27 protein-coding genes are annotated in these 25,405 nt (G+C 73.2%); 17 read left to right on the top strand and 10 right to left on the bottom strand.

Going from position 1 to position 25,405, the window contains the following annotated elements; translation table 11 throughout:
- The first annotated feature begins 1 nt into the window (after position 1).
- From ABZK10_RS04515 to ABZK10_RS04470, 10 genes are all read left to right on the top strand, one after another.
- Positions 2-718 (top strand): nucleotide exchange factor GrpE, encoded by a 717-nt coding sequence (locus ABZK10_RS04515; RefSeq protein ID WP_353807996.1) that lies wholly within the window; start codon positions 2-4, stop codon positions 716-718.
- 11 nt (positions 719-729) lie between these two features.
- Positions 730-1,473: a copper resistance CopC family protein gene (locus tag ABZK10_RS04510; protein ID WP_353807995.1), complete on the top strand. Its 744-nt coding sequence runs from the start codon at positions 730-732 to the stop codon at positions 1,471-1,473.
- Between the two features lie 55 nt (positions 1,474-1,528).
- Positions 1,529-2,527, top strand: a complete 999-nt coding sequence (locus tag ABZK10_RS04505) for a DnaJ C-terminal domain-containing protein (protein WP_353807994.1) — start codon at positions 1,529-1,531, stop codon at positions 2,525-2,527.
- A 33-nt stretch (positions 2,528-2,560) separates the two neighbouring features.
- Entirely contained in the window at positions 2,561-2,980 is a 420-nt protein-coding gene (locus ABZK10_RS04500; RefSeq protein WP_353807993.1) for a heat shock protein transcriptional repressor HspR, read from the top strand.
- 29 nt (positions 2,981-3,009) lie between these two features.
- Positions 3,010-4,131: a methyltransferase gene (locus ABZK10_RS04495; RefSeq protein WP_353807992.1), complete on the top strand. Its 1,122-nt coding sequence runs from the start codon at positions 3,010-3,012 to the stop codon at positions 4,129-4,131.
- A 43-nt stretch (positions 4,132-4,174) separates the two neighbouring features.
- Complete coding sequence (locus tag ABZK10_RS04490; RefSeq protein WP_353807991.1) at positions 4,175-5,320, top strand: type III polyketide synthase; 1,146 nt, start codon at positions 4,175-4,177, stop codon at positions 5,318-5,320.
- A gap of 2 nt (positions 5,321-5,322) precedes the next feature.
- Positions 5,323-6,036, top strand: coding sequence for a class I SAM-dependent methyltransferase (locus ABZK10_RS04485; RefSeq protein WP_353807990.1), 714 nt, complete (start codon positions 5,323-5,325; stop codon positions 6,034-6,036).
- On the top strand, positions 6,021-7,298 hold the full coding sequence (locus tag ABZK10_RS04480) for an FAD-dependent oxidoreductase (RefSeq protein ID WP_353807989.1): 1,278 nt from the start codon (positions 6,021-6,023) through the stop codon (positions 7,296-7,298). The genes ABZK10_RS04485 and ABZK10_RS04480 overlap by 16 nt, the downstream gene beginning before the upstream one ends.
- A gap of 231 nt (positions 7,299-7,529) precedes the next feature.
- Positions 7,530-7,826, top strand: coding sequence for an ATP-dependent Clp protease adapter ClpS (gene clpS, locus ABZK10_RS04475; protein ID WP_353807988.1), 297 nt, complete (start codon positions 7,530-7,532; stop codon positions 7,824-7,826).
- Positions 7,823-8,335, top strand: coding sequence for a DUF2017 family protein (locus ABZK10_RS04470; protein ID WP_353807987.1), 513 nt, complete (start codon positions 7,823-7,825; stop codon positions 8,333-8,335). The genes clpS and ABZK10_RS04470 overlap by 4 nt, the downstream gene beginning before the upstream one ends.
- Positions 8,336-8,396: 61 nt before the next feature.
- Here ABZK10_RS04470 and ABZK10_RS04465 read toward each other — a convergent pair whose 3' ends face one another.
- The 3 genes from ABZK10_RS04465 to ABZK10_RS04455 form a co-directional block, all read right to left on the bottom strand.
- Positions 8,397-10,646 carry a heavy metal translocating P-type ATPase gene (locus ABZK10_RS04465; protein ID WP_353807986.1) on the bottom strand — a complete coding sequence of 750 codons (2,250 nt, stop codon included), beginning with the start codon at positions 10,644-10,646 and terminating at the stop codon, positions 8,397-8,399.
- Positions 10,647-10,680: 34 nt separating this feature from the next.
- Positions 10,681-11,022: a heavy-metal-associated domain-containing protein gene (locus tag ABZK10_RS04460; protein WP_353807985.1), complete on the bottom strand. Its 342-nt coding sequence runs from the start codon at positions 11,020-11,022 to the stop codon at positions 10,681-10,683.
- Between the two features lie 277 nt (positions 11,023-11,299).
- Positions 11,300-11,692, bottom strand: a complete 393-nt coding sequence (locus ABZK10_RS04455; protein ID WP_353807984.1) for an SHOCT domain-containing protein — start codon at positions 11,690-11,692, stop codon at positions 11,300-11,302.
- Positions 11,693-11,860: 168 nt separating this feature from the next.
- On the opposite strand from ABZK10_RS04455, the gene ABZK10_RS04450 reads away from it, so the two are divergent.
- From ABZK10_RS04450 to ABZK10_RS04435, 4 genes are all read left to right on the top strand, one after another.
- Positions 11,861-13,732, top strand: a complete 1,872-nt coding sequence (locus ABZK10_RS04450) for an alkyl/aryl-sulfatase (RefSeq protein WP_353807983.1) — start codon at positions 11,861-11,863, stop codon at positions 13,730-13,732.
- A gap of 145 nt (positions 13,733-13,877) precedes the next feature.
- Positions 13,878-14,549, top strand: coding sequence for a GAP family protein (locus ABZK10_RS04445; protein WP_353807982.1), 672 nt, complete (start codon positions 13,878-13,880; stop codon positions 14,547-14,549).
- Positions 14,550-14,598: 49 nt separating this feature from the next.
- The gene (locus tag ABZK10_RS04440) at positions 14,599-15,792 is read left to right on the top strand and encodes an AI-2E family transporter (RefSeq protein WP_353807981.1); all 1,194 of its coding nucleotides are present in this window, start codon (positions 14,599-14,601) and stop codon (positions 15,790-15,792) included.
- Positions 15,789-16,409, top strand: a complete 621-nt coding sequence (locus tag ABZK10_RS04435) for a hypothetical protein (protein ID WP_353807980.1) — start codon at positions 15,789-15,791, stop codon at positions 16,407-16,409. The genes ABZK10_RS04440 and ABZK10_RS04435 overlap by 4 nt, the downstream gene beginning before the upstream one ends.
- A gap of 54 nt (positions 16,410-16,463) precedes the next feature.
- Here the strand turns inward: ABZK10_RS04435 and ABZK10_RS04430 are convergent, their stop codons facing one another.
- The 3 genes from ABZK10_RS04430 to ABZK10_RS04420 all read right to left on the bottom strand — a co-directional run bounded on the left by ABZK10_RS04430 (position 16,464) and on the right by ABZK10_RS04420 (position 18,799).
- A complete protein-coding gene (locus ABZK10_RS04430; protein ID WP_353807979.1) occupies positions 16,464-16,904 on the bottom strand; it encodes a nitroreductase family deazaflavin-dependent oxidoreductase in 441 nt (146 codons plus the stop codon).
- 73 nt (positions 16,905-16,977) lie between these two features.
- Complete coding sequence (locus ABZK10_RS04425; protein WP_353807978.1) at positions 16,978-17,418, bottom strand: nitroreductase family deazaflavin-dependent oxidoreductase; 441 nt, start codon at positions 17,416-17,418, stop codon at positions 16,978-16,980.
- A gap of 52 nt (positions 17,419-17,470) precedes the next feature.
- A complete protein-coding gene (locus ABZK10_RS04420; protein ID WP_353807977.1) occupies positions 17,471-18,799 on the bottom strand; it encodes an aspartate aminotransferase family protein in 1,329 nt (442 codons plus the stop codon).
- A gap of 161 nt (positions 18,800-18,960) precedes the next feature.
- On the opposite strand from ABZK10_RS04420, the gene ABZK10_RS04415 reads away from it, so the two are divergent.
- On the top strand, positions 18,961-21,126 hold the full coding sequence (locus tag ABZK10_RS04415) for an ATP-dependent Clp protease ATP-binding subunit (RefSeq protein WP_353809600.1): 2,166 nt from the start codon (positions 18,961-18,963) through the stop codon (positions 21,124-21,126).
- Positions 21,127-21,233: 107 nt separating this feature from the next.
- On the top strand, positions 21,234-21,701 hold the full coding sequence (locus ABZK10_RS04410) for an aromatic ring-opening dioxygenase LigA (RefSeq protein ID WP_353807976.1): 468 nt from the start codon (positions 21,234-21,236) through the stop codon (positions 21,699-21,701).
- 60 nt (positions 21,702-21,761) lie between these two features.
- Here the strand turns inward: ABZK10_RS04410 and ABZK10_RS04405 are convergent, their stop codons facing one another.
- The 4 genes from ABZK10_RS04405 to ABZK10_RS04390 all read right to left on the bottom strand — a co-directional run bounded on the left by ABZK10_RS04405 (position 21,762) and on the right by ABZK10_RS04390 (position 24,711).
- Positions 21,762-22,367 carry a nitroreductase family protein gene (locus ABZK10_RS04405; protein ID WP_353807975.1) on the bottom strand — a complete coding sequence of 202 codons (606 nt, stop codon included), beginning with the start codon at positions 22,365-22,367 and terminating at the stop codon, positions 21,762-21,764.
- A gap of 151 nt (positions 22,368-22,518) precedes the next feature.
- Complete coding sequence (locus ABZK10_RS04400) at positions 22,519-22,881, bottom strand: hypothetical protein (protein WP_353807974.1); 363 nt, start codon at positions 22,879-22,881, stop codon at positions 22,519-22,521.
- A gap of 249 nt (positions 22,882-23,130) precedes the next feature.
- Positions 23,131-24,228, bottom strand: a complete 1,098-nt coding sequence (locus tag ABZK10_RS04395; protein WP_353807973.1) for a threonine aldolase family protein — start codon at positions 24,226-24,228, stop codon at positions 23,131-23,133.
- Positions 24,229-24,315: 87 nt separating this feature from the next.
- The gene (locus tag ABZK10_RS04390) at positions 24,316-24,711 is read right to left on the bottom strand and encodes a PPOX class F420-dependent oxidoreductase (protein WP_353807972.1); all 396 of its coding nucleotides are present in this window, start codon (positions 24,709-24,711) and stop codon (positions 24,316-24,318) included.
- Positions 24,712-24,925: 214 nt separating this feature from the next.
- Here ABZK10_RS04390 and ABZK10_RS04385 point away from each other — a divergent pair, with 214 nt between their 5' ends.
- Positions 24,926-25,348, top strand: a complete 423-nt coding sequence (locus tag ABZK10_RS04385) for a VOC family protein (RefSeq protein ID WP_353807971.1) — start codon at positions 24,926-24,928, stop codon at positions 25,346-25,348.
- Positions 25,349-25,405: the final 57 nt, after the last annotated feature.

Here is a 25,405-nt window from a genome sequence, read left to right as displayed (position 1 = left end):
CATGGCTGACGAGAACCACGAACGCGAAGAGCCGATCATCCGCGACAAGCGGCGGATCGACCCCGAGACGGGCGAGGTTCGGCAGCCCGCCGCCGAGTCGGCCCCGGAGGACGGGGCCGACTCGGGCGGTGCCTTCTTCGAGCCCCTCGAGGGTCCGGACGTCGAGACCTCGATGCCCCCGGCCGACGACGCGGATGCCGACGCGACCGATGCCTCGGGCGACGACGGTGCGGAGACGCCGGCCGACGACGAGCCGCTGACCGTCGACGACATCCTGAACGCCGCGCAGGCGGAGGTGGACGAGCCGACCAGCGAGCACCTCGCCGACCTCAAGCGCGTCACCGCCGAGTACGCGAACTACCGCAAGCGCACCGAGGCGAACCGCGAGGTCGAGCGCGAGCGCGCCGTCGGCAAGGCCGTGGCCGTGCTGCTGCCGGTGCTCGACGACCTCGACCGGGCCGAGAAGCACGGCGACCTGGAGGGCGACGCGCCCTTCGCCACGATCGCCGCGAAGCTGCGCGGCGCCGTCGAGAAGCTCGGCCTCTCGCCGTTCGGCGAGGCGGGCGAGGCGTTCGACCCGCAGCGGCACGAGGCGATCTTCCAGCAGCCGAGCGACGAGGTCGAGGTCGACACGGTGGCCGACGTGGTCGAGACCGGCTACTACCTCGGCTCCACGCTGCTGCGTGCGGCCAAGGTGGTCGTCAAGACCCCGCAGTAGCCCCGGAGCCCGTGGGCGGGGAGCAGACGGAACGGCGGGAGCCGCGCGACGCGCGCGGCTCCCGCTTCCGCATGTCCGCCGCGCGGCGGGTGCTGCCGCCGCTCGCCGCCGCCGTGGGACTGCTCGTCGCCACCGGCATCGCCGCCCTCGTCCCGTCGACGCCCGCGTGGGCGCACGCGTTCCTCATCGGCACCACGCCCGCCGACGGCGCGACGGTCGACCGGGTGCCGCAGGTCGCGCTCGACTTCGACGAGGACCTGATCGACTTCGGCCCGGACGTCGACCCGTCGTCGGTGCTCGTGACCGACGCGGCCGGCCTGCACTACGAGACCGCGTGCGCGACCACGACGGGTGCGCGGATCACCGTGCCCGTCGCGCTGGGCGAATCGGGCGCGTACACCGCCTCCTGGCGGTCGGTGACGATCGAGGGCCACGTGATCCGCGGCACGGTCGACTTCACCTACGAGCGCCCCGAGTTCGACGTCGCCGCGGAGGGCGCGGCCGAGCCGCGCTGCGCCGTGACGGGCGCGGTCGGCGGTGGCGACGCCGGTGCGGCGGGAGCGCTCGGCATCGTCGGGCTCGTGGCATCCGCCGTCGTCGCCCTCGGTGTCTCGGTGACGCTCCTCGTGGCGCGACGCCGGGGCGCGCGGCGCCCGCGTGGGCGCGGCCGGCACGCGGCTCCGCCGATGCCGGCGGGCGCTCGGGATCCGGGTGCGGACGAACCGTTCGCGCATGATAAACTTGAGCGCAGTTGACTCAGGTTTCTTGCGGAGCGCCGACGGCCTCCGGACACGTCGAAGGGAGGCGCCGTTGGCAAGCCAGGACTGGTTCGACAAGGACTTCTACAAGGTGCTGGGCGTCTCCAAGAACGTCTCCGAGGCGGAGCTGAAGAAGGCCTACCGCAAGCTCGCCCGCACGTACCACCCCGACTCCAACCCCGGCGACGCGGCGTCCGAGGCGAGGTTCAAGGAGATCAGCGAGGCGCACTCGGTGCTCTCCGACCCGGAGCAGCGCAAGGAGTACGACGCCATCCGCGCGATGGGGTCCGGCGCGCGCTTCACCGCGCCCGGGGCGTCGGGCGGCACCGGCGGGTTCGAGGACGTCTTCGGCGGCATGTTCGGCGGCGGTGCGCGCGGCCAGCAGTACACCTACACGCAGGGCGGGCCCGGCGGCGGGTTCGAGGACATCCTCGGCGGCATGTTCGGCTCGGGTCGGTTCGGCCAGACCTCCGGCGGCTACCGCGGGTACGGCGGCCCGAGCCGCGGGCAGGACATCACCGCGAGCACGACGCTCGACTTCGTCACGGCGACCCGCGGCGACCAGATCACCCTGCAGGCCGACGGCGGCAGGCCGATCACGGTGCGCATCCCCGCGGGAGTCGCCGACGGGCAGAAGATCAAGGTCCGCGGCAGGGGCCGGCCGTCGCCCGACGGCGGCGAGGCCGGCGACATCGTGCTCACCGTGCACGTGCGCAAGCACCCCGTCTTCGAGCGGGACGGGCTCAACCTGCGGGTCACCGTGCCGGTCACGTTCGCCGAGGCCGCGCTCGGCGCGACCATCGAGGTGCCCACCCTCGGCGGCGACCCGGTCAAGCTGCGCGTCGCGCCCGGCACGCCCGGCGGGCGCGTGCTGCGGGTCAAGGGCCGCGGCGTCGAGACCAGGAAGGGCACCGGCGACCTGCTCGCCGTGGTCCAGGTGGCGGTGCCCTCGCACCTGTCCGGCGACGCGGAGGCGGCGCTCAAGCAGTTCGTCGACCTGGTGCCCGACGACAACCCCCGTGCCGAGCTGCTGCAGCGCGCACGCCAGTAACCTGCATCCGAGCGCTCGACGAGAGGAGACGGCATGGACGAGAGAAGCCCGATGTTCGTGATCTCCGTCGCGGCCGAGCTCGCCGGCATGCACCCGCAGACCCTGCGCCAGTACGACCGGCTCGGCCTCGTGTCGCCGTCGCGCACGCCGGGCAAGTCGCGCCGCTATTCGATGCGCGACGTCGTGCAGCTGCGCGAGATCGCCGCGCTGTCGGCCGAGGGCGTGAGCCTCGAGGGCATCCGGCGCGTGCTGCAGCTCGAGAACCGGGTCGCGCACCTGGAGGAGCGGGTGCGCGAGCTCGAGGGCGCGCTGGCCGACGAGATGCTGAACCGGCCCGGATCGCGCGTGTTCGCGTCGAGCTCCGAGGGCGAGGTCATCTCGCTGAAGACCGGCACGCGCGTGCGCCGGCAGAACCAGGTCGTGGTGTGGCGTCCGCTCGACCCGCGCAGCTGACGCCGGCCGCGCGCCGGTAGCCTGCCAGCGTGGACTTCGATGCGCTGCGGCGCGCGCCCGACACCGAGGCCGACGGGCTGCGGGCCTGGGACGCGGCCGACCGGCTGATCCTCGACGAGGCGGAGGGCGAGCTGGCCGCGGCGGGCGACGGCGAGGTCGTCGTGATCGGCGACACGCACGGCGCGCTCGCGCTCGCGGTGGCCGAACGGGGGCTCCGCGGCATCCGGGTGCACCAGGACGCCCTGCTCGGGGAGCGGGCGATCGTGCGCAACGCCGAGCGGCTGGGCGTCGCCGACGCGGTGCGCTGCCTGCCGCTCGACGCCGGGCTCGTGGCATCCGCTCGCCTCGTGCTGCTGCGGCTGCCCCGCGCGCTCGACCAGCTCGACGAGATCGCCGGGCTCGTCGCCGCCTCCGCGCGCGAGGACGCGGTGGTCGTCGCCGGCGGCCGCATCAAGCACATGTCCGTCGCGATGAACGACGTGCTGCGCCGCCACGTCGCCCGCCTCGACGTCTCGCACGCCCGGCAGAAGTCGCGCGTGCTGCTCGCGCGCGAACCGATCCGCCCCGACGCGCCCTCGCCGTGGCCGGCGCGCGCGCACGACGATGCGCTCGACCTCGACGTCGCCGCCCACGGCGGGGTGTTCGCGGGCAGCACCGTCGACATCGGTACCCGGGCGCTGCTCGAGCACCTCGCCCCGGTCGTCGATGCCGCGGCGCCCGACGAGGCGATCGACCTCGCGTGCGGCAGCGGCGTGATCGCGGCCTGGCTGGCACGGCGGATGCCCGGTGCCCGCGTGCGCGCATTCGACCAGTCCGCCGCCGCGGTGGCGTCGACACGCGCGACCGCCCAAGCCAACGGCGTCGCCGACCGCGTCGACGTCGCGCGGGCCGACGGCCTCGAGGCGGTTCCCGACGCGAGCGCGCGCCTGGTCGTGCTGAACCCGCCGTTCCACTCGGGCGCCGCCGTCACGACGGCGCTCGCCGAGCGGCTCTTCGCCGACGCCGGGCGCGCGCTCGCCCCCGGCGGCACCCTCGTCGCGGTCTGGAACTCGCACCTGCGCTACCGTCCCGCCCTCGAGCGCCTGGTCGGCCCGACCCGGCAGCTCGCGCGCACCCCGAAGTTCACCGTCACGGCGTCGACCCGCCGCTGAGCACCCCCTATCGGGGAGGCGCCGGGCATGCCTACAGTGGGGCATGACCGTGACGCTCCGGGGGTTGCAGACGGCGGTCCCGCCCACAGTGCTCATCCAGGACCAGGTGCGCGACGTGTTCGCCGCGCAGCCCGGACTCAACCGGCTCGCCCAGCGCATCGTCGGCACCTCGTTCGACGTGTCGGGCATCGAGACCCGGCACACCGCCATCGCCGAGCTCACGAACGACTCCCGACCGGAGACGCCGGAGTTCTTCGACAACGTCTCCGGCGAGCTGCTGCTGCCGGGCACCAAGACCCGCAACGAGCTGTACGCCGAGCAGGCGACGTTGCTCTACGTCGAGGCCGCGCGGCGCGCGCTCGAGGCGACGCCGGGCATCGAGGCATCCGACGTCACCCACATCGTCACGGTCTCGTGCACCGGCTTCTACCAGCCCGGCCCCGACTACATGATCGTGCGCGAGCTCGGCCTGCCGACCTCGGTGCAGCGCGTGCACCTCGGGTTCATGGGGTGCTACGCGTCGATGCCCGCGCTGCGCACCGCGCGGCAGTTCTGCCAGGCCGACCCCGACGCGGTCGTGCTGGTCGTGAGCGTCGAGCTGTGCACGCTGCACCTGCGGTCGTCGACCGACCCCGACACGATCGTGGCGTGCTCGCTGTTCGCCGACGGCGCGGGGGCCGGCATCGTCACGCAGCGTCCGCTCGCCGCGGGCGAGCGGGCGTTCGAGCTCGACCGCTTCGAGACCGTGATCACGCCGGTCGGCGAGGGCGACATGGCGTGGAAGATCGGCGACCACGGCTTCGAGATGGTGCTCTCCACCTACGTGCCGAACATCATCGACGACCACATCGTCGGGGCGCTCGAGCCCCTCTTCGCGCACGACGAGGCGCTCGCGGCGGCCCTCGCCTCCGAGACGGCGGGCGAGGCGATCACGCACTGGGCGATCCACCCGGGCGGACGCGCGATCCTCGACAAGGTGGAGGCGAAGCTCGCGCTCGACGAGGCGCAGCTCGTGCCCGCGCGCGAGACGCTGCGCGACTTCGGCAACATGTCGAGCGCGACCGTGCTGTTCGTGCTGCGGAACATCCTCGACGCGGCATCCGCCGTCGACGGCGACCGGGTCGCGGCCATGGCGTTCGGGCCAGGCCTCACGGTCGAGACGGCCCTGATGACGGTGCGCGAGGGGTGAGCGTGCTGCCCGACCTCCGATGGCGGGCGACGGATGCCTCGGAGCGCATGGAGGATCCCGACGGCGACCCGGTCGCGCTCGAGCGCACCTACCGCCGGTTCGGGATCGTCAACGCGATCGTCTCGGGATGGCGCGCGATCTACCGGACGCGCCTGCGGCCGCGCCTGCGCGCCGACCGCGTGACGACGCTGCTCGACGTCGGCACCGGGGGCGGCGACCTGCCGCGCGCGCTGCTCGCCTGGGCGCGGCGCGACGGGCTGGCGCTCGCGGTCACGGCGATCGACCCCGACGTGCGGGCGATCCGCTGGGGCCTCCGGCAGCCCGCCGTGCCCGGGCTCGCGCTGCGGCGCGCGCACAGCTCCGACCTGGTGCGCATCGGCGAGCGGTACGACCTCGTCGTCTCGAACCACGTGCTGCACCACCTCGACGGCGCCGAGCTGGGCGGGCTGCTGGCCGACTCGGAGCGACTGCTGCGCCCCGGCGGGCTCGCACTGCACGCCGACATCGCGCGTTCGCGCTGGGGATATGCGGGGTTCGGCATCTGCACCCTGCCGTTCCAGCCGAACCTGCTCGCCGGATCGTACATCCGCGAGGACGGCCTCACCTCGATCCGCCGCAGCCACACGGTCGCCGAGCTGGCGCCGGCCCTGCCCGCAGGCTGGCGCGTGCGCGCCGGCTTCCCGTCGCGCCTGGAGGCCTGGTGGGAACGGCCCTGACGCCGTCGGCCGCCGCGCGCATGCTCGACGTCGCCGTGGTGGGCGGCGGGCCGGTCGGCCTGCTCCTCGCGTGCCTGCTCGCCCGGCGGGGACTGCGCGTCGAGGTGTACGAGGCCCGCGCGACGCCGACCGCGCGGTCGCGGGCGATCGGCGTGCACCCGCCCGGGCTGCGGGCGCTCGACGCCGTGGGCGTCGGCGCGGCGGCTCGCGCGGCCGGCGTGCCGATCCGCGACGGGCGGGTGTCGTGCCGGGGCCGCGTCCTCGGCGCGCTCGACTTCGCCGAGGCCGACCCCGACCTGCCGTACGTGCTCGCGCTGCCGCAGGCGGTGACCGAGCGGCTGCTCGCGGAGCGGTTCGCCGCCGAGCGACCGGGCGCGCTGCACCGCGGGACCCCGGTGACGGCCGTGCGCCAGCGCGACGGGTTCGTCGAGTTCGACGTCGGGAAGGCGGGGCGCGACGCCGTGGGCCTGCCGCCCGCGAGCGTCACGCGCGCCGCGCGCATCCTGGTCGGCGCCGACGGCGTGCGCAGCACCGTGCGGTCGGCCGGAGGCATCCGCTGGCGCCGCCGCCCCGGACGCGCCGACTACGTCATGGGCGACGTGCCCGACCGCACGGATGCCCCCGGATCGGCGCTGCTGCACTTCGAGCCCGGCGGCGTGGTCGAGTCGTTCCCGCTGCCGGGCGGGATGCGCCGGTGGGTGGCGATGGTCGACGGGCGCATGCGACGGCGCAGGCGCCCCGATGAGGCGCGGGGCGACGCGCCGGACACCCGCGGCGGGGCGCCCGCGACCCCGGGGGAGGCGGCCGACGCCGAGCTCGCCCGCATCGTGGCGGCCCGCACGGGCGCCCGCATCGACGACCCGCTCCCGGACGCGCGGGCGTTCGGGGCGCGCCAGCACCTCGCCGCGCGCTTCGTCGCCGGCCGTGTCGTGCTCGTCGGCGACGCCGCCCACGAGGTCAGCCCCATCGGCGGGCAGGGCATGAACCTCGGCTGGCTCGACGCGCTGGCCCTCGACCGGGCACTCGCGGCCGGGTTCGCCGGCGGCCGGGCGCCGGGTGCCACCGGGCGGGCGCTCGCCGCGTACGACCGCGAGCGGCGGCGGGCGGCGTCCCGCGCGATCCGCCGGGCCGGCTTCAACATGGCGATGGGCGGGCCCGCCCGCGGCGCCCGGCTCGCGGCCCGCAACGCGGCCGTGCGCCTGCTCGCCCTCGGTCCGTTCCGCCGTCGCCTCGCCCGCGCGTTCACGATGCAGGGCCTGTGACCTCCGACCCCGCCAGACCCGTCGAGAACCTGCGTGCTGAGACGCCGGAGCGCAGTTCTTCGACGGGTCTCGTGTCGGGCGCATGCAAGACCCGTCAGAAACCTGCGTGCTGAGACGCCGGAGCGCAGTGCTTCGACGGGTCTCGTGATCTGCGGGCGCGACGCACGCGGAATTCCGTTGCGTGTGCAACCGGCCGTGACCGGCGCCCCCGATTCGTGCGACGCTGGAGGCATGGCGCAGACGATCGAGCGACCCGACGTGCGGGAGGCGACGGACGAGGCATCCGTCACCGAACCGCCGTGGGTCACGATCGTCTGGGACGACCCGGTCAACCTCATGACCTACGTCTCGTACGTCTTCCGCAGCTACTTCGGCTTCCCGCGGCAGCAGGCGGAGCGGCTCATGCTCCGCGTCCACACCGAGGGTCGCGCCGTCGTCGCGACGGGCGACCGCGAGACCATGGAGCGCCACGTCGCCGCCATGCACGGCTACGGACTGCAGGCCACGCTGCGGAGGGCCGACGAGTGATCGTCTCGGCGGCGCAGGAGCTGGGCGGGGTGCGCATCGTGCTCGAGAGCGAGGAGGCGATGCTGCTCGCCGAGTTCGCCGGGCAGGTCGTGACCGTGCTCGAGCAGGAGGCCCACACCGACCCGGCGCTCGACCGCCTGTTCCCCGACGCGTACGTCGACGACGACCGGGCGTCGGCCGAGTTCCGTCGGTACACCCGCGACGACCTGGCGCAGTCCAAGCGTGCGGCCGCGGTCGCGGTGCGCGACGCCACGCGCACCGAGGAGGACCGCGGCATCGTCGACATCGAGCTCGACCAGGCGGCGTCGTGGGGCTGGCTGACGTTCCTGACCGACCTGCGGCTGATCCTCGCCGAGCGCACCGGCATCATCGCCGACGAGCGCGGCGACGCCGAGCCCGTGACCGAGCCGATCACCGAGCGCGACGGCTACATGCGCGCCGCGTACGAGTGGGTCGGGTTCGTGCAGGGGTCGATGCTCGAGGTGCTCGACCCGACGAACGAGCGCTGAGCGCGGGCCGGCCGCACCGGCGGGCAGGGGTCGGATGCCCCGGGGCATCCGCTCGCCCTGCTCAGCCCAGCGGCCGGAACCGTCGCAGCCGCAGGCTGTTGCCCACCACGAAGACCGAGGAGCACGCCATCGCCGCACCTGCGACGAGCGGGTTCAGCAGCCCGAGCATCGCGATCGGGATCGCCGCGACGTTGTAGGCGAAGGCCCAGAACAGGTTGCCGCGGATGATGCCGAGCGTGCGGCGCGACAGCCGCACGGCGTCGGCGACGACCCGCAGGTCGCCGGTGACGACGGTGAGGTCGGAGGCTGCCATCGCCGCATCCGTGCCCTGCCCCATGGCGATGCCGAGGTCGGATGCCGCGAGCGCCGCCTGGTCGTTGACGCCGTCGCCGACCATGGCGACGGTGCGTCCCGCTGCCTGCAGGTCGCGCACGACCTCGAGCTTGCCGGCCGGGGTGACGCCGGCGTGCACCTCGTCGATGCCCACGGTGCGGGCGACCGACGCCGCGGCCCCGGCGTTGTCGCCGGTGAGCAGGATCGGCTCCAGCCCGAGGCCCCGGAACCGGCGCACCGCCTCGTCCGCGTGCGGCTTCACGGTGTCGGTCACGGCGACCATGCCGCGCGCACGGCCGTCCCACGCGACGACCACCGCGGTCGCGCCCTCGGCCTCCGCGGCGCGCACGGCGTCGGCGAGCGCCTCCGGGAGCGCGATCGACCAGGCGTCGGCGAGCCAGGCGGCGCGGCCGACCGTCGCGAGGCGGCCGTCGATCACGGCCTGCACGCCGAGCCCGGCGTGGGCGAGGAACTCGCCGGCGGTCGGCGCGGTGCCGTGCGCGCCGCCGGCCTCGACGACGGCGCGGGCGATCGGATGCTCCGAGCCGGCCTCCGCCGCGGCGGCGACCGCGAGCACCTCGTCGCCCGCCTCGCCGTCGGCCGCGACGACGTGCGCCACGCGCATCCGGCCCGTGGTGACGGTTCCGGTCTTGTCGAGCACGATGGTGTCGACCGTGCGGGTCTGCTCGAGCACCTGCGGGCCGCGGATGAGGATGCCGAGCTGCGCGCCGCGGCCGGTGCCGACGAGCAGCGCGGTGGGCGTCGCGAGCCCGAGCGCGCAGGGGCAGGCGATGATGAGGGTCGCGACGGCGGCGCCGAACGCCTGCTCGGGCGTGCCGCCGACCAGCAGCCAGCCGGCCAGCGCGACGAGCGCGAGCCCGATGACGACGGGCACGAACACGGTCGAGACGCGGTCGGCGAGCCGCTGCACGGCGGCCTTGCCGGTCTGCGCCTCCTCGACGAGCCGACCCAGTCGTGCGAGTTCGGTGTCGGCGCCCACGCGCGTGATCTCGACGACGAGCACCCCGCCGACGTTGAGCGTGGCGCCCGTGACGCGATCGCCGGGGCCGACCTCGACCGGCACCGACTCGCCCGTGAGCATGCTGCGATCGACCGCGGAGGCGCCCTCGACCACCAGCCCGTCGGAGGCGACCTGCTCGCCGGGCCGCACGAGCACCCGGTCGCCCGGCACGAGGTCGCGCACGGCGACCCGTCGCTCGACGCCGTCGGCCAGCAGCGTGGCATCCGTCGCCCCCAGCTCGAGCAGCGCCCGCAGGGCGGCACCCGATGCGCGCTTCGCGCGGGCCTCGATGGAGCGGCCCGCCAGCAGGAACACCGTGACCGCGGCGGCGACCTCGAGGTACAGCTCGTCGTGGCCGCCGGGCGCCGGGCCGAGCAGGCGGAAGGTCATGTGCATGCCGGGTCGGCCCGCGTCACCGAGGAACAGCGCGTACAGCGACCAGCCGAACGCGGCGAGCACGCCCATGCTGATGAGCGTGTCCATCGTGACGGCGCGGTGCCGGGCGTTCACCGCGGCGGCGCGGTGGAACGGCCAGGCGCCCCACGTGGCGACGGGGATCGTGAGCGCCAGGGCGACCCACTGCCAGTACGGGAACTGCAGCGCGGGCACCATCGACAGCACCGCGACCGGCACGGCCAGCACGGTGCTCGCGATGAGGCGGCGGCGCAGCGGGCCGAGCTCGGCGTCGGGGTCGACGGGCTCGGGCTCGGGGGCCGGCACGGTGGCGCCGTAGCCCGCCGCGGCCACGACCTCGAGGAGCCGGTCGGTGGCGACGTCCTCCGGCGCGCGCACGTGCGCCTTCTCGGTGGCGTAGTTGACGGATGCCTCGACGCCGGGCAGCTTCCCGAGCTTGCGCTCGATTCGCATCGCGCACGACGCGCAGGTCATGCCGGTGATGTCGAGCTCGACGTCGACGAGGGTCGGGCCGGAGCCCGGGGTGGGTGCGGTGGTGCTCATGCGTGGCGACCCGGGTCGCGGCGGTGCGCCGCGATCAGGAGACGGTCGCGAGCCGGTAGCCGGCGTCCTCGACGGCGGCGCGCACGTCCTGGGCGGCCAGTGGCTGCGCGGACGACACGATCACGCGCGACGCGCCGTCGGGGTGGAGGTCGACGGCGACCTGCTCGACGCCGGAGATCTCGGAGAGCTCCTCGGTGACGCTGGCGACGCAGTGCGAGCAGGTCATGCCCTCGACGAGGAATTCGGCGGTCGTCGCCGAGGCGGTCGCGGTCGTCGTCGCGGCGCCGGCGCCGTGGCCGCATCCGCAGCCGTCGCCGCAGCCGCCGGAACCCGAGGACTGGACGAGGGGGAGTTCGGTGCGGGTGGTGTCGGTCATGGCTGCCTTCCGGATCGCGGTGCGGACGCGTTCGAATATACCCCAGGAGGGTATTCGGCGCGACCTCGCCCCGGCGTTCGTGGTCGCTTTTCAGGAACTGAAGACGGGCGGTGGCGGGATGCTGCGTCGAATCGTCCCCCCGCGCACGAAACCCACCCTGCGGTGCCAGCCGGCGCCTGGATGCGTCGCGCGTGCGCGACGCGCTCCTGAAAACCGATACCCCGCGGGCGGGGGATCGGCTCCGGCGGGCGGGGGATCAGCTCCCGCGGGCGGGCGATCAGCCCTCGCCGAGCGTGCGGACCTTGAGCGCCTCGTACTCCTCGGGCGTGATCGTGCCCGCGTCGAGCATCGACTTCGCCTTCGCGATCTCGTCGGAGGGCGACGGCGGCGCCGCCACGTGCGGCGAGTACTCCGCCACCGGGGGGTCGGTCGCACGCCGTGCCGCCATGCGTCGCTGGGCCATGCCGTGCCCCCGCACGATGACGTAGACGAGCCCGGTGAGGAACGGCACGAACACCAGGAACACCATCCAGACGGCCTTCCACCAGCCGTTCAGCGAGTGGTCGGTGAACAGGTCGCCCAGGATCGCCACCAGGACGAAGAGGTAGGCCACGAACACGAAGGCCGCCAGCAGGAAGCTGACGAACCCCCAGAACCCGTACGCGTCCATGTGTCGATCCCTTCGTCGGCGGCCGAGTGCCCTCAAACTATCGCCGCGGTGCGCGCGTGGGAAGGGCACGGCGGTCGTCGGGTGCCCAACGGCCCTTGACCGCGGTGGTCCGGTCGGGCAGCGTCGGAGTCGGCGGGCCCGATCCGCCCCCGGGGGAGGGGATCGACGATGGAGCAGCACCCGCCGAGCGCGGCGATCGAGGCGGCGCACGCCGCGCACCTGGCCGAACTGCCGTTCGACGACGACGCGGACGTCACGCTCGCCGACCGCGGGTTCCTGGGGACGATCGACGACCCCGTGATCCGCGACGAGCGCGGCGACGTGTCGTGGAACGTCGGCGACTACGACTTCCTCGGCGGCGAGGCGCCGACCTCGGTGCATCCGAGCCTCTGGCGCCAGTCCACCCTCGTGGCCAGGCACGGCCTCTTCGAGGTCGTCGAGGGCGTGTACCAGGTGCGCGGATTCGACCTCTCGAACATCACGTTCGTCGAGGCGGACTCCGGGGTCATCGTCATCGACCCGCTCATCATGCCCGCACCGGCCGCGGCGGCGCTGGCGCTCTACCGGGCGCACCGCGGCGACCGGCGGGTGGTCGCCGTGATCCACACGCACAGCCACATCGACCACTTCGGCGGCGTGTTCGGCGTCACGAGCCAGGCCGCGGTCGACGCGGGCGAGGTGCAGGTGATCGCCCCCGAGGGATTCGTCGCCCACGCCGTCGCCGAGAACGTCTACGCCGGGACGGCCATGGCGCGGCGGGCCGGCTACATGTACGGCGCCGCACTCGCGAAGGGCCCGCGCGGCCAGGTCGGCGCCGGCCTCGGCCAGACGACCTCGGTCGGCGAGGCGGGACTCATCGTGCCGACGCTCGAGATCCGCGAGACCGGCGAGACGCACCTGGTCGACGGCCTCGCGATCGAGTTCCAGATGGCGCCCGGCACGGAGGCGCCCGCGGAGATGCACTTCTACTTCCCGCGCTACCGGGCCCTGTGCATGGCCGAGAACGCCACGCACACGCTGCACAACCTGCTCACGCTCCGCGGCGCCGTCGTGCGCGACCCGCACGTGTGGTCGCGGTACCTGACCGAGGCCATCGAGCGGTTCGGCGCTCGGGCAGAGGTCGCGTTCGCCTCCCACCACTGGCCGACCTGGGGCCGAGACGAGATCCGCGCGTTCCTCACGACGCAGCGCGACCTGTACGCGTACCTGCACGACCAGACGCTGCGCATGCTCAACCAGGGCCTCACCGGCACCGAGATCGCCGAGGTCATCCAGCTGCCGCCGGCGCTCGAGCGGGCGTGGAACGCGCGGGGCTACTACGGCAGCGTGAGCCACGACGTGAAGGCGATCTACCAGCGCTACATGGGATGGTTCGACGGGAGCCCGGGGCGACTCTGGCCGCATCCGCCGGCCGAGCTCGCGACGCGCTACGTCGACGCCCTCGGCGGGCTCGACCGCGTGGTCGAGCTCGCGCAGGCGGCGTTCGACGGGGGCGACTACCGATGGGCCGCGACGCTGCTCGACCACGCGGTGTTCGCGGATGCGACGCACGGGCCCGCGCGCGCCCTCTACGCGGACACGCTCGAGCAGCTCGGCTACGGGTCGGAGAACGGCACCTGGCGCAACTTCTTCCTGTCGGGAGCGACCGAGCTGCGCGAGGGCAACTTCGGCACCCCGACGACCACGGCCGCGCCGTCGATCATCGCCCAACTCACCCCGGAGCAGCTCTTCGACGCGATCGCGATCACCGTGGACGGCCCGCGGGCCTGGCACCTCGACCTCGCATTCGACGTGACCTTCACCGATCTCGCCAGGTCCTTCCGCGTGACCCTCCGCAACGGCGTGCTCGTGTACGTGGAGCGGGACGCCGCGGAGGACGCGCAGGCGCACCTGGCGACCACGAAGGCGCGCATGATCACCATGCTCGGCGGCGACCGCGAGTCGCCGGGGCTCGACATCGCGGGCGACGCATCCGTCTTCGCATCGCTGTTCGGCGTGCTCGACCCGGGCGATCCCGGGTTCGAGATCGTGCTGCCCTGAGGCTCGGCGGCGGGTGACCACGGGCGGTGTCCACGACCCGTCACGGGACCCCCGGACCAAGGACCCTCGACAGGAACACGCCGTGCACGACACGATGGTCGTGCACGTGCCGCGACGGGCGTGACGGCTCGAGAGGGGACGCGCCATGGGCTCCGTGATCGGATCCATCCTTCCGCTGGCGGTCGGCATCGCGATCAGCCCGATCCCCATCATCGCGGCGATCCTCATGCTGCTGTCGCCGAAGGCGAAGGGCACGGGCGTCGGCTTCCTGGCCGGCTGGATCGTGGGCATCGCGCTCGCCACGACGGTGTTCACGCTGCTCTCGTCGGTGCTGCCGGAGGGTGATCCGGATGCCTCGCGGCCGGTCACCGGCGTGGTGCAGATCGTGCTCGCCGCGGCGCTGCTGTTCCTCGCACTGCGTCAGTGGCGGGGGCGGCCGGCGCCGGGCGAGGAGCCCGAGCTGCCGAAGTGGATGGGTGCGATCGACACGATGACCGCGGGGCGCGGGTTCGTGCTCGGCGTGCTGCTGTCGGCCGTCAACCCGAAGAACCTGCTGCTCGCCGCGGGCGGCGGCCTCGAGATCGGCGGGGCCGGGCTCGACGTGGGCGCCGTCGTGGTCTGCGTCGTCGTGTTCACGGCATTGGCCGCGTGCTCGGTCGCGATCCCGGTCGTGGCGTACCTCGTCGCATCCGATGCCATGGCGGCGCCGCTGGGCCGGCTGCGGGAGTGGCTCGTGCAGCACAACGCGTCGATCATGGCGGTGCTGCTGCTCGTGCTCGCGGTCGTGCTGCTCGGCAAGGGCATCGCCAGCTTCTAGCCGCCGCGAGGCGCCGCTGCAGCCGCGGCCGGTTCGCTATCGTCGACCCATGGATGACGCAGCGCGCAGGCCCCGTGCCGAGCAGGGCCGGACGCGGTCGACGAGCCCGATCCTGGCCGCCGCTGCGGCGGTGGTCGTGCTGGCCGGCGTGTCGTTCGCCAGGGAGATCGTCGCGCCGCTCGCGCTCGCCGCGGTGATCGTGATCATCGTGCACCCGGTGCGTCACCCCCTGGAGCGCCGCGGGTGGCCGCGGTGGGCCGCGACGACCGCGGTCATCGTGGTGGGGTACCTCATCCTCGCCGCGCTCGCCGCGATGCTGGCCTTCGCGGGCATCCGCTTCGGCGCCCTCGTCGCCGACTACTTCTCCCAGCTCAGCGACACCGCGGGGGAGGTCATCGACTGGCTCTCCGGGCTCGGGCTCGAGGCGCAGGCGGCCGACGCGGTGGCATCCGTGCTCGACCCGTCCTTCCTGTTCGGCGTCGCCGAGACCGTGTCGGGCTGGGTGCTCGGCATCCTCACCGCGTTCTTCTTCGTGCTCGCGTACGTGATCTTCATGGCCGCCGACGCCGCCCACTACGGCGACGCCCGTGCGGCGTTCGGCGGTCGCCGCGACGCGACGCTCGCCCGGTTCGAGCGCTACAACTCGAACGTGCGCCGCTACTTCGTGGTCAACGCGAGCTTCGGCGCGGTCGTGGCGATCATCGACGGGCTCGCGCTGTGGGCGGTCGGCGTCCCCGCACCGATGGTCTGGGCGATCCTCGCGTTCGTGACCAATTTCATCCCGAACATCGGCTTCGTGCTGGGGCTCGTGCCGCCGGCGATCCTCGCGCTCGTGGTGGGCGGCTGGCCCCTCATGCTCGTCGTGATCGCGATCTACTGCGTGGTCAACGTGGTGCTGCAGGTGCTCGTGCAGCCGAAGTTCGTCAGCGACGCGGTGAGCCTCTCGCTCACGCTGAGCTTCTTCTCGGTCGTGTTCTGGACCTTCGTCATCGGCCCGCTGGGCGCGATCCTGGCGATCCCGCTGACGCTACTGGCGCGGGCGCTGCTGTTCGAGGGCGACCCGCGGTACGCCTGGGCCCGGTGGTTGTCGGGCGACCGCGACGTGGTGGAGCGAGCGGATGCCACGGGCGATCCGGACCGCGAGGACCCGCCGCACCCCGCGCCCGGGCCGGACGAGGCGTCCTCGCCCGCCGGGGTGGTGGCCGCAGCGCCGCAGGAGGGCGACGAGGAGGACCGGCCATGAGCGAGCCCGAGCCGCGGAGCGAGCCCGAGCCGCGGAGCGAACCCGAGCGCCCTGCCCGCGGGAACCTGCCCCGCGGCCCGCGTCGCGGGCGTCCGAACCGCCGGGCGATCGAGGAGCTCGACGCCGACGAGCAGCGCGCCGTCACCGCGTACCTGAAGGAGCGGGTCTACGCGACGTTCACCGGCCTCGCGATCACCCTCGTGCTGCTCGGCGAGGCCGACCACATCGACCCGGGCCGCGCCTTCGGCACGTTGGCGCTCGGCGTGCTGGGCATCACGATCGCCGGCTTCCTCGCCGACATGGTCGCGCACGTGTCCGTGCACGGCGAGCTGCCGAGCCGGCTCGAGTCCCTGCTCCTGGTGCGCATCGCCGTGGGCGCGCTCGGCACCGCGGTGCTCCCCCTGCTCCTGATCGGCGCCGCCTGGCTCGACCTGCTCGAGCTGCACGACGCGCTGCGGATCGACTCGTTCATCTACCTCGGCACCCTCGGCCTGATCGCCTACCTGGCGGTGCGGCGGTCGCGGCTGAAGGTCTGGGGCAAGCTGGTCGCGCTCTCGGTGTTCGTCGTGTTCGGCGGGCTCGTGATCCTCGTGCAGACGCTCGCGCACGGGGGCTGACGCCGCGCGTCCCCGCGATGAGGCGCGCCGCGGCCCGGTCGCGCCGCCGGCCTCCTACGACTGGACGGGCGTCAGCACGAAGACCGGGATCTGCCGGTCGGTGCGCGTCTGGTACGCGTCGTAGTCGGGCCACACCTCGGCCGCGCGCTCCCACCAGGTCTCGCGCTCGTCGTCGGTGACCTCGCGGGCCGTGTAGTCCTTGCGCGTCGCGCCGTCCTGCAGCTCGACGAGCGGGTGCGCCTTGAGGTTCCAGTACCAGACGGGGTGCTTCGGGTCGCCGCCCTTCGAGGCGACGACCGCGTACTCGCCGTTGTGCTCGACGCGCATGAGCGCGGTCTTGCGGAGCTTGCCCGTCTTCGCGCCCTTCGAGGTGAGGACGATCACGGGCACTCCGCGGAGGGTGCTCGCCTCCTGGCCCTCGGTCGCCTCGTAGGTCTCGGCCTGCGTGCGGGCCCAGTCGGCGGTGCTGGGTGCGTACTCTCCGGTCAACGGCATCGACGGTCCTCCTGAGGTCGGTTCACGGGGTCCAACCCGGCGCACCCGGTCCGCATTCCCGCCCGGGCCGGAGCTACGCGTGCACGGGCGAGAGCACGAAGACCGGGATGCGTCGCCGGGTCTTCCGCTGGTAGTCGTCGTACGCGGGCCAGACGGCGGCCGCGCGCGCCCACCAGCGGTCGCGTTCCCCGCCCTCCACCTCGCGGGCGACGTAGTCGCCCCGAGCGGCGCCGTCCTGCAGCTCGACGAGCGGATGCGCCCGGAGGTTGCCGTACCAGAACGGATGCCGCTCGGCGCCGAGGTACGACGCGACCGCCGCGTACTCGCCGTCGTGCTCGACGCGCATGAGCGCGGTCTTGCGGAGCTTCCCGCTCCGCGCGCCGACCGAGGTGACGACCACGACCGGCACCCCGCGGATGCGGTTCGCCTCGCGTCCGTCGGTCGCCTCGTACCGCTCGGCCTGGTTGCGGGCCCAGTCGACGGTCCCGGCGGCATACTCGCCCTTCAACGGCATGGCCTGCTCCCTGCGCTCGCACGGAGGGCACGGCACCCGCGCCCGTCGCGGGTCAGTCTGCCACGGCGACCTCGCCGAGCGCACGGTCGAGGATCTCGAGGCCGAGCGCCAGCTCCTCCTCGCTGCTCGTGAGCGCGGGCGCGATGCGGAACGTGCCGCCCATGCCCGGCAGTTGCACGACGTTCATGTGCAGGCCGAGCTCGAAGCAGCGGCGGGTGACGGCTGCGCCGAGCGCGTCGGCGCCCTGCTTCGTCTCGCGGTCGACCACCAGCTCGAGGCCCTGCAGCAGGCCGCGTCCGCGGAGGTCGCCGATCACCTCGTGCCGGCCCTGCAGCTCGACCAGGCCCGCGCGCAGCACCTCGCCGAGGTGCGCGGCGCGCTCGTCCATGCGCTCGCGCTCGAGCACGTCGAACACGGTGTTGCCGACCGCTGCGACGAGCGGGTCGTTGACGTGCGTGGTGAAGAACAGGTAGCCGCGCTCGTGCGCGGCGGCCTCGATCTCGTCGCTCGTGACGATCGCCGCGAGCGGCAGGCCCGCGCCGAGCGTCTTCGACAGGGTGATGATGTCGGGCACGACGCCGTCGCGCTCGAACGCGTACCAGGTGCCCGTGCGGCAGAGGCCGGTCTGCGCCTCGTCGAGGATGACCAGCATGCCGCGCTCGCGGCACTTCTGCGCCAGCGCCGCGAGGTAGCCGGGCGGCGGCTCGATCACGCCGCCCGAGCTCAGGATGGGCTCGACGAGGCAGGCCGCGAGCGCGCCGGTGGACTGGGCGTCGACGAGGTCGAAGGCGAGGTCGAGCTGACGCCGCCAGTCGAGCCGCCCGTCGGGGCCGACCAGGTCGGGGCGGTACGAGTCGGGCGTGGGGATCGCGATGTTGCCGGGGGCGACGGGGCCGTACCCCTTGCGGCCCGAGCTGTAGGTCGCCGCCGCGGCCGCGCCGGTCATGCCGTGCCAGGAGCGCGCGAAGGAGACGATCTCGTGCTTGCCGGTCACGAGCTTCGCCATGCGCACCGCGGCCTCGTTCGACTCGGCACCGGTGGTGAGCAGCATCACGCGCTCGAGCGGGTCGGGGAGGGACGCGGCGATCCGCTCCGAGAGCTCGATCACGGGGCGCGAGAGCATGCCGCTGAAGAGGTGGTCGAGCGTGGCGACCTGGTGCTGCACGGTGGCGACGATGTCGGGGTGGGAATGGCCGAGGATCGCGCTCATCTGGCCGGACGTGAAGTCGAGCACCCGGCGGCCCGACTCGGTGTAGAGGAAGCTGCCCTCGGCGCGTGCGATGAGCTCGGGGGTGAAGCTGCCGCCGAAGCGGACGAGGTGGCGCCGGAGGTCGTCGGCGAGGAACGCCTGCGGTGCAGCACCGGTTGCGGTGTCGGTCATGGCACGACGATACGACGCCGGAGGTTACGGGGCCGTGTCGCGGGGCTCGGAGGCATCCGCTCACCGTCAGTGGGTTCCCAGCTGCGGGACGTGCAACCCGATTCAAAGTTGAGTACACTTGACTCAAGTTTGGAACCAGTGAAAGGACTCCCGTGGCGAACATGCAGGGCGCGCCGAGCTCGCAGGAGGAGCAGCAGTCGGCGCTCGAACAGTTCGGCGTGAACCTCACCGCCATCGCCAAGAGCGGCAAGCTCGACCCGGTGATCGGCCGCGACGCCGAGATCCGCCGGGTCAGCCAGGTGCTGACGCGGCGCACCAAGAACAACCCGGTGCTCATCGGCGAGCCCGGCGTCGGCAAGACCGCGGTCGTCGAGGGCCTCGCCCAGCGCATCGTCGCGGGCGACGTCGCCGACTCCCTCAAGGACAAGGAGCTCGTCTCGCTCGACATCTCGGCGCTCGTCGCCGGCGCGATGTACCGCGGGCAGTTCGAGGAGCGCCTGAAGAGCGTGCTCAAGGAGATCAACGAGGCCGAGGGCCGCATCATCACGTTCGTCGACGAGCTGCACCTGCTGATGGGCGCCGGCGGCGGCGAGGGTTCGGTCGCGGCCTCGAACATGCTGAAGCCCATGCTCGCGCGCGGCGAGCTGCGCCTCATCGGCGCGACGACCCTCGACGAGTACCGCGAGTACATCGAGAAGGACGCCGCCCTCGAGCGCCGCTTCCAGCAGGTGTACGTCGGCGAGCCCAGCGTCGAGGACACCGTGGCGATCCTGCGCGGGCTGAAGGGCCGGTACGAGGCGCACCACGGCGTGACCATCACGGATGCCGCGCTGGTCGCGGCCGCCTCCCTCTCGAACCGCTACATCTCGGCACGCCAGCTGCCCGACAAGGCCATCGACCTCGTCGACGAGGCGATGAGCCGGCTGAAGATGGAGATCGAGTCGTCGCCCGTCGAGATCGACGAGCTGCAGCGCCAGGTCGACCGCATGAAGCTCGAGGAGCTCGCGCTCAAGAAGGAGAAGGACGACGCCTCGAAGGAGCGCCTCGCATCGCTGCGCGAGACCCTGATCGCACAGGAGCGCGAGCTGGCGACGCTGCGCGAGCGGTGGGATCGCGAGCGCATGAGCCTCAACCGCGTCGGCGACCTGAAGAAGGCGCTCGACGAGGCGCGCACCGAGCGCGACCTCGCCATGCGCGCGGCCGACTACGCGAAGGCGTCGAAGCTCGAGTACGAGACGATCGCACGGCTCGAGCGCGACCTGGTCGAGGCCGAACGCGCCGAGGAGGCGCCCGACGAGCCGCGCATGGTCAACGAGCAGGTCACCGACGAGGACATCGCCGCCGTCATCGCCGCCTGGACCGGCATCCCGGTCGGCCGACTGCTGCAGGGCGAGACCGAGAAGCTGCTCGGGCTCGAGACCGAGCTCGGCAGGCGCCTGATCGGGCAGAAGACCGCGGTCGCCGCGGTCGCCGACGCGGTGCGCCGCTCGCGCGCCGGCATCAGCGACCCGAACCGCCCGACCGGCTCGTTCCTGTTCCTCGGGCCGACCGGCGTCGGCAAGACCGAGCTCGCCAAGGCGCTCGCCGAGTTCCTCTTCGACGACGAGCACGCCATGGTGCGCATCGACATGTCCGAGTACGGCGAGAAGTTCTCCGTCTCGCGGCTCGTCGGCGCGCCCCCCGGGTACGTCGGCTACGAGCAGGGCGGCCAGCTCACCGAGGCCGTCCGGCGCCGGCCGTACTCGGTGATCCTGCTCGACGAGGTCGAGAAGGCGCATCCCGAGGTCTTCGACGTGCTGCTCCAGGTGCTCGACGACGGCCGCCTGACCGACGGGCAGGGGCGCACGGTCGACTTCCGCAACACGATCCTGATCCTTACCTCGAACCTCGGCTCGCAGTTCCTGGTCGACCCCGCGCTGTCGTGGGACGACAAGGAGCGCGCGGTGCGCGAGGCGGTGCGGCAGGCGTTCAAGCCCGAGTTCGTGAACCGGCTCGACGACATCGTCGTGTTCTCGGCGCTGTCGGAGGCCGAGCTCGGCGAGATCGTGAACCTGTCGGTCGACCGGCTCGAGCGGCGCCTGCACGAGCGGCGCCTGGAGCTCGGCGTCACGCCCGACGCGCGCGCCTGGCTGGCCGAGCGCGGGTACGACCCGATCTACGGCGCACGGCCGCTGCGGCGCCTCATGCAGCACGAGATCGACGACCGCCTCGCGCGGGCGCTGCTCTCGGGCGAGGTGCGCGACGGCGACGCGGTGCGGGTCGAGCTCGCCGATGACGGCGAGGGGCTCGTGGTGGCGCGGGCCGATTCGGCGGCGCCCGCGGCCTAGGGCGACCGGGGGCCGGAGTCCGCTTCGCGGCATCCGGCCCCTTCCCAAGCGACGTTCAGGTTCGCTATCGTCGGCCCTGTCAGCGGCATCGAACGAGGGGATTCGCCATGGCCGACACAGAAATGCGCACGATCGCACTTACCGGGGGGCAGAGCACCGCGGTCAAGGTCTTCGGATGGCTCGGCATCGTGGGCGGCGCGCTGCTCATCATCGTCGGCATCGTCGCGTGGGTGGCGGTGTCGAGCCAGCTCCGCGCCGAGAACATCACCGTGCCCGACGACGCGATCGCGTTCCAGGGCGCACAGGTGACCGGGCCGTTCACCGCCTTCGTGCAGGCCGACATCATCAACCACCACGCGCTCGAGGCGAGCGGCGGCTCGACCTACGCCGAGCTCGACCAGGACGACCCGGTGCGCGCGGTCGTCATGAACGCGTCGTTCCTGCGGGCGTCGCTGTTCACGTCGGTCGTCTCGTTCGGCATCGCCGTCTTCGCGGCCGGCGTCGGCATCATGTTCGTGCTGTTCGGCATCGCGTTGCTGCTGATCGCCCCGTCGCGGAAGACCGCCACGGCCTGATCGACGGATGCCACGGGCACGCGCGCCGCGAGGCCCGCGTGCCCGTTCGCACGCCGCGCGTCAGTCGCGCTGCAGCACGAGCTCGTCGAGCGGCATGCGACGGCGCGGTGCGACCTCCCGCTCGCGGAGCCGGTCGGGCAGCGCGTCGGGGCTCGCGAGCACGCCGATCGCGATGACCGAGACCGGCTCGAGCCGGTCGTCGAGTCCGAACGCCCTGCGGATGGCGTCGCGGTCGAATCCGCCCATCTGGTGCGCGTGCAGGCCGTCGTGGTGCGCCTGGGCGGCGAGGTAGGCGACGGACTGCCCGAGGTCGTAGTGTCCCCACGGCCGCGGCGTGCCGTCGACGTCGGTGGTCTCGGCGACGTTCACGATGAGCGCGGCGGCCTTGTCGGCCCAGCCCTGGTTGCCGCCGGCGAGCGTGCCGTGGATCTGCTCGAAGGTGCGGGTGCCGCGACGCCCGACGATGAACCGCCAGGGCTGCGAGTTGCTGGCGGACGGCGCCCAGCGGGCGGCCTCGAGCGCGCCGTCGAGGGCGTGGTCGTCGATCGTGGCGTCCGGGTCGAACGACCGCGGGCTCCAGCGCTCGGCGAGTACGCCGAGCAGGGGCACGCGGGTCTCGGCCGCGCGGGTGAAGCCGTCGGTGAAGTCGGTGTCGTCGATCGTCATGGTGCGTCCTCCGGGTGCGTGGTGCGGGTCGCGCACTGCGACATCGGAGCGCACGAGGAGGACCAACGGACCGGGTGGCGCTGCTATTCCATGTCGACGCATGGGAGTGCGACGCGGCGGCCTCGGCCCCGCGTCGTGGTCGGCTCCGCGGTCAGGCGGGGAGCCAGCCGGAGGCGACGATCCAGATGATCGCGGCGGCGGAGCCCGTGCCGAGGAGCACGAGCAGCGTCGCCAGGGCGCGCACCCGGGTGTACGGGCGCTCGACCGTCGACCGCACCACCAGCATGGTGGCGAACACCGCGACCACGCCGATGATGGCGATCGTCGCGACGGCCGGTTGGAGCGCGGCGAGGAGCACGAGCAGGATGGTGACGAACGTCGACAGCAGGCCGCCGACGACGACCAGTTCGCGTCCCTCCGGTCCTGCCGCGGGTGCGGACTCCGGTGACGGGTTCGCGTCGAACGGATCGCGATCTCCTTCGCGTGCGTTCACCAGTGCGATTCCCGTCGTCATCCGTCGCTCCCCTCCAGCCGCACGGTGGTTCCACCGAGCGCCCCCGCCGCGGAGACTCCCCCGGCAGACGGTCTTATCATCGGCGCGGCACCGATCCGGACGCTCCAGTGCCAGCACCGAGTGGGCGTGCGTTCTCAGGAAGCTCGCAGGAGCGCACCGGACGTACGGTCCGGTTGCCCGGTCCGGACCGGGACGTTCGGCCGCCGCGGATCCCGATCTCGCGGGCGGCGGGGGGGGCGGGGGGGGGGGTCAGGCGCGGGCGAGCTCCGACCGGATGGCAGCGACGAAGGCGTCGACGTCGTCGGCGAGCGTGTCGAATGCGCACATCCAGCGCACCTCGCCGCGTGCGGCGTCCCAGTCGTAGAAGCGGAACACGTCGCGGAGTCGGTCGGCGACACCGGCGGGCAACGTCGCGAAGACCGCGTTCGACTGCGTCTCCTGGCTGAAGCCGAGGCCCGGCAGCTCGCCGGCGGCGACACCCTCCTCGAGCCGGCTCCGCAGTCGCGCGGCCATGGTGTTCGAGTGACGCGCGTTGCGCAGCCAGAGGTCGCCCTCGAGCAGGGCGATCAGCTGCGCCGAGACGAAGCGCATCTTCGAGGTCAGCTGCATGTTCAGCTTGCGCAGGTAGCGGATGGAGTCGGGCCCGGTGGTGCCGGCGAGCTCCAGTGCGTCATCGGAGAGCACGACGACGGCCTCGCCGTAGAGCAGCCCGTTCTTGGTGCCGCCGAAGCTCAGCACGTCGACGCCCGCGTCGGACGTGAACGCGCGCAGCGGCACGTCGAGCGTCGCCGCGGCGTTGGCGATGCGGGCGCCGTCCATGTGCAGCTTCATGCCGCGCGCGTGCACGTGCTCGGCGATCGCGCGCACCTCGTCGACGGTGTAGGCGGTGCCGAGCTCGGTGGTCTGCGTGATCGAGACCACGAGCGGCTGCGCGCGGTGCTCGTCGCCCCAGCCCCAGGCCTCGCGATCGATGAGCTCGGGGGTCAGCTTGCCGTCGGGCGTCGGAACGGGCAGCAGCTTGAGGCCGGCCACGCGCTCGGGCGCACCGCCCTCGTCGGTGTGGATGTGCGCGGTGCTCGTGCACACGACGGCGCCCCAACGCGGCAGCATCGCCTGCAGTCCGGTCACGTTCGCACCGGTGCCGTTGAACACCGGGAACGCGTGCACGCCCTCGCCGAAGTGCTGCGCGAAGACCTCCTGCAGGCGCGTCGTGTAGACGTCCTCGCCGTAGGCGATCTGGTGGCCGTCGTTCGCGTTCGCGATGGCCTGGAGCACCTCGGGGTGCACGCCGGAGTAGTTGTCGGAGGCGAAGCCGCGCAGGGCGGGGTCGTGCAGTCGTGCGGTCACCCGTCCATCCTCGCATCGGCGGGCGGCGGCGGATGCATCGGGACGTCCCCGCGGGGCATCCGTTGCGCACCGCACCCGACTGGCGCATCAGTGATGCGTGACGTGCTCCGGGGTCATCCGCAGGATCACCCGATCCGCCTTGTCGGCGGGCGGCTGCGCACCCGGCTGCCCGTACCGCGCGGCCAGGTGCACCAGGTACGAGCCCGTCGGGTCGGGGATGGCCTCGGTCAGGCGCCCGCGCACCTCGAGGTAGCGGCCCGTGTCGTCGGGGTCGATGACCAGGACCGTCATGGCCGGGTCGCGCATGAGGTTGCGGTACTTGATGCGCGTGGTGGTGTGGGTGAAGCGGATGTCGGTGCCGTCGAACTCGAACCACATCGGCTGCACCTGCACCCTGCCGTCGGGACGGGTGGTGCCGAGCGAGGCGATCAGCGGGCGCTCGAGCAGGTCGGTCAGGTGGTCGGGGATCACGGGGTGGGTCATGTGGTGCCTTCCTGGGGTCGGGCGCCTGGGCGATGTGCCTGACGCAGGTGCCGATCGGGTGTAACGACGCGGGTGCCGCTACGCTTCCCGACCGGCTCGGACGGACGGTCGTCCGGGGTGCTCGCCCCTCGCGAGCCACGCGACCGGAAGAGGGGTGCAGCTGCCGCAGGCACGAGAGTAGACTCCGGACATCCGAGGAAAGCGAGGAATTCTCATGGCACATCTCACCTCCATGACGGCCGTCCTGGCGGCATCCGACCTCGAGCGCGCCCGCCGGTTCTGGCACGACGTGTTCGGCCTCGAGCCGACGGTGTCCGACGTCACGGGCGACTACTACACGATCGGCGGCACGAGCGTGCTGGTGTACGAGACGAGCTTCTCGGGCACCGCGAAGAACACCGTGCTCTCGATCATGACCGAGAACCTCGACGCCGACATGGCGGAGTTCCGCTCGCACGGGGTCGTCTTCCACGACTACGACTTCCCCGAGGGGCTCACGACGGTCGACGGCGTCGCCGACTTCGAGGGCTCGCGCGGCGCGTGGTTCGACGACAGCGAGGGCAACATCATCGCGTTGATGCAGCCGACCGACGAGGTCATCCGCCAGATGCGCGGGGCCTCGGCGAGCTCCGCCTGATCGAGCGCCGGAACGCCCCGGCGGGGCCCGTCAGCCGGGCCCCGCCGGGTGCCGTCC

The organism is Agromyces sp. SYSU T00194 (assembly GCF_040496035.1).
Lineage (GTDB): Bacteria > Actinomycetota > Actinomycetes > Actinomycetales > Microbacteriaceae > Agromyces > Agromyces chitinivorans.
Note: the sequence above shows the minus strand (reverse complement) of the source record. Positions and strands in the feature narration are given on the sequence as shown.

Bases quoted from the DNA above. Each gene is read 5' to 3' on its own strand.
- ABZK10_RS04460 (WP_353807985.1), bottom strand. From the start codon at position 11,022: ATGACCGACACCACCCGCACCGAACTCCCCCTCGTCCAGTCCTCGGGT.
- ABZK10_RS04440 (WP_353807981.1), top strand. From the start codon at position 14,599: ATGGATGACGCAGCGCGCAGGCCCCGTGCCGAGCAGGGCCGGACGCGG.
- ABZK10_RS04405 (WP_353807975.1), bottom strand. From the start codon at position 22,367: ATGACGATCGACGACACCGACTTCACCGACGGCTTCACCCGCGCGGCC.
- ABZK10_RS04415 (WP_353809600.1), top strand. From the start codon at position 18,961: ATGCAGGGCGCGCCGAGCTCGCAGGAGGAGCAGCAGTCGGCGCTCGAA.
- ABZK10_RS04410 (WP_353807976.1), top strand. From the start codon at position 21,234: ATGGCCGACACAGAAATGCGCACGATCGCACTTACCGGGGGGCAGAGC.
- ABZK10_RS04465 (WP_353807986.1), bottom strand. From the start codon at position 10,646: ATGAGCACCACCGCACCCACCCCGGGCTCCGGCCCGACCCTCGTCGAC.
- ABZK10_RS04390 (WP_353807972.1), bottom strand. From the start codon at position 24,711: ATGACCCACCCCGTGATCCCCGACCACCTGACCGACCTGCTCGAGCGC.
- ABZK10_RS04420 (WP_353807977.1), bottom strand. From the start codon at position 18,799: ATGACCGACACCGCAACCGGTGCTGCACCGCAGGCGTTCCTCGCCGAC.
- ABZK10_RS04490 (WP_353807991.1), top strand. From the start codon at position 4,175: ATGACCGTGACGCTCCGGGGGTTGCAGACGGCGGTCCCGCCCACAGTG.
- ABZK10_RS04450 (WP_353807983.1), top strand. From the start codon at position 11,861: ATGGAGCAGCACCCGCCGAGCGCGGCGATCGAGGCGGCGCACGCCGCG.
- ABZK10_RS04515 (WP_353807996.1), top strand. From the start codon at position 2: ATGGCTGACGAGAACCACGAACGCGAAGAGCCGATCATCCGCGACAAG.
- ABZK10_RS04435 (WP_353807980.1), top strand. From the start codon at position 15,789: ATGAGCGAGCCCGAGCCGCGGAGCGAGCCCGAGCCGCGGAGCGAACCC.
- ABZK10_RS04455 (WP_353807984.1), bottom strand. From the start codon at position 11,692: ATGGACGCGTACGGGTTCTGGGGGTTCGTCAGCTTCCTGCTGGCGGCC.
- clpS (WP_353807988.1), top strand. From the start codon at position 7,530: ATGGCGCAGACGATCGAGCGACCCGACGTGCGGGAGGCGACGGACGAG.
- ABZK10_RS04400 (WP_353807974.1), bottom strand. From the start codon at position 22,881: ATGACGACGGGAATCGCACTGGTGAACGCACGCGAAGGAGATCGCGAT.
- ABZK10_RS04430 (WP_353807979.1), bottom strand. From the start codon at position 16,904: ATGCCGTTGACCGGAGAGTACGCACCCAGCACCGCCGACTGGGCCCGC.
- ABZK10_RS04445 (WP_353807982.1), top strand. From the start codon at position 13,878: ATGGGCTCCGTGATCGGATCCATCCTTCCGCTGGCGGTCGGCATCGCG.
- ABZK10_RS04385 (WP_353807971.1), top strand. From the start codon at position 24,926: ATGGCACATCTCACCTCCATGACGGCCGTCCTGGCGGCATCCGACCTC.
- ABZK10_RS04500 (WP_353807993.1), top strand. From the start codon at position 2,561: ATGGACGAGAGAAGCCCGATGTTCGTGATCTCCGTCGCGGCCGAGCTC.
- ABZK10_RS04425 (WP_353807978.1), bottom strand. From the start codon at position 17,418: ATGCCGTTGAAGGGCGAGTATGCCGCCGGGACCGTCGACTGGGCCCGC.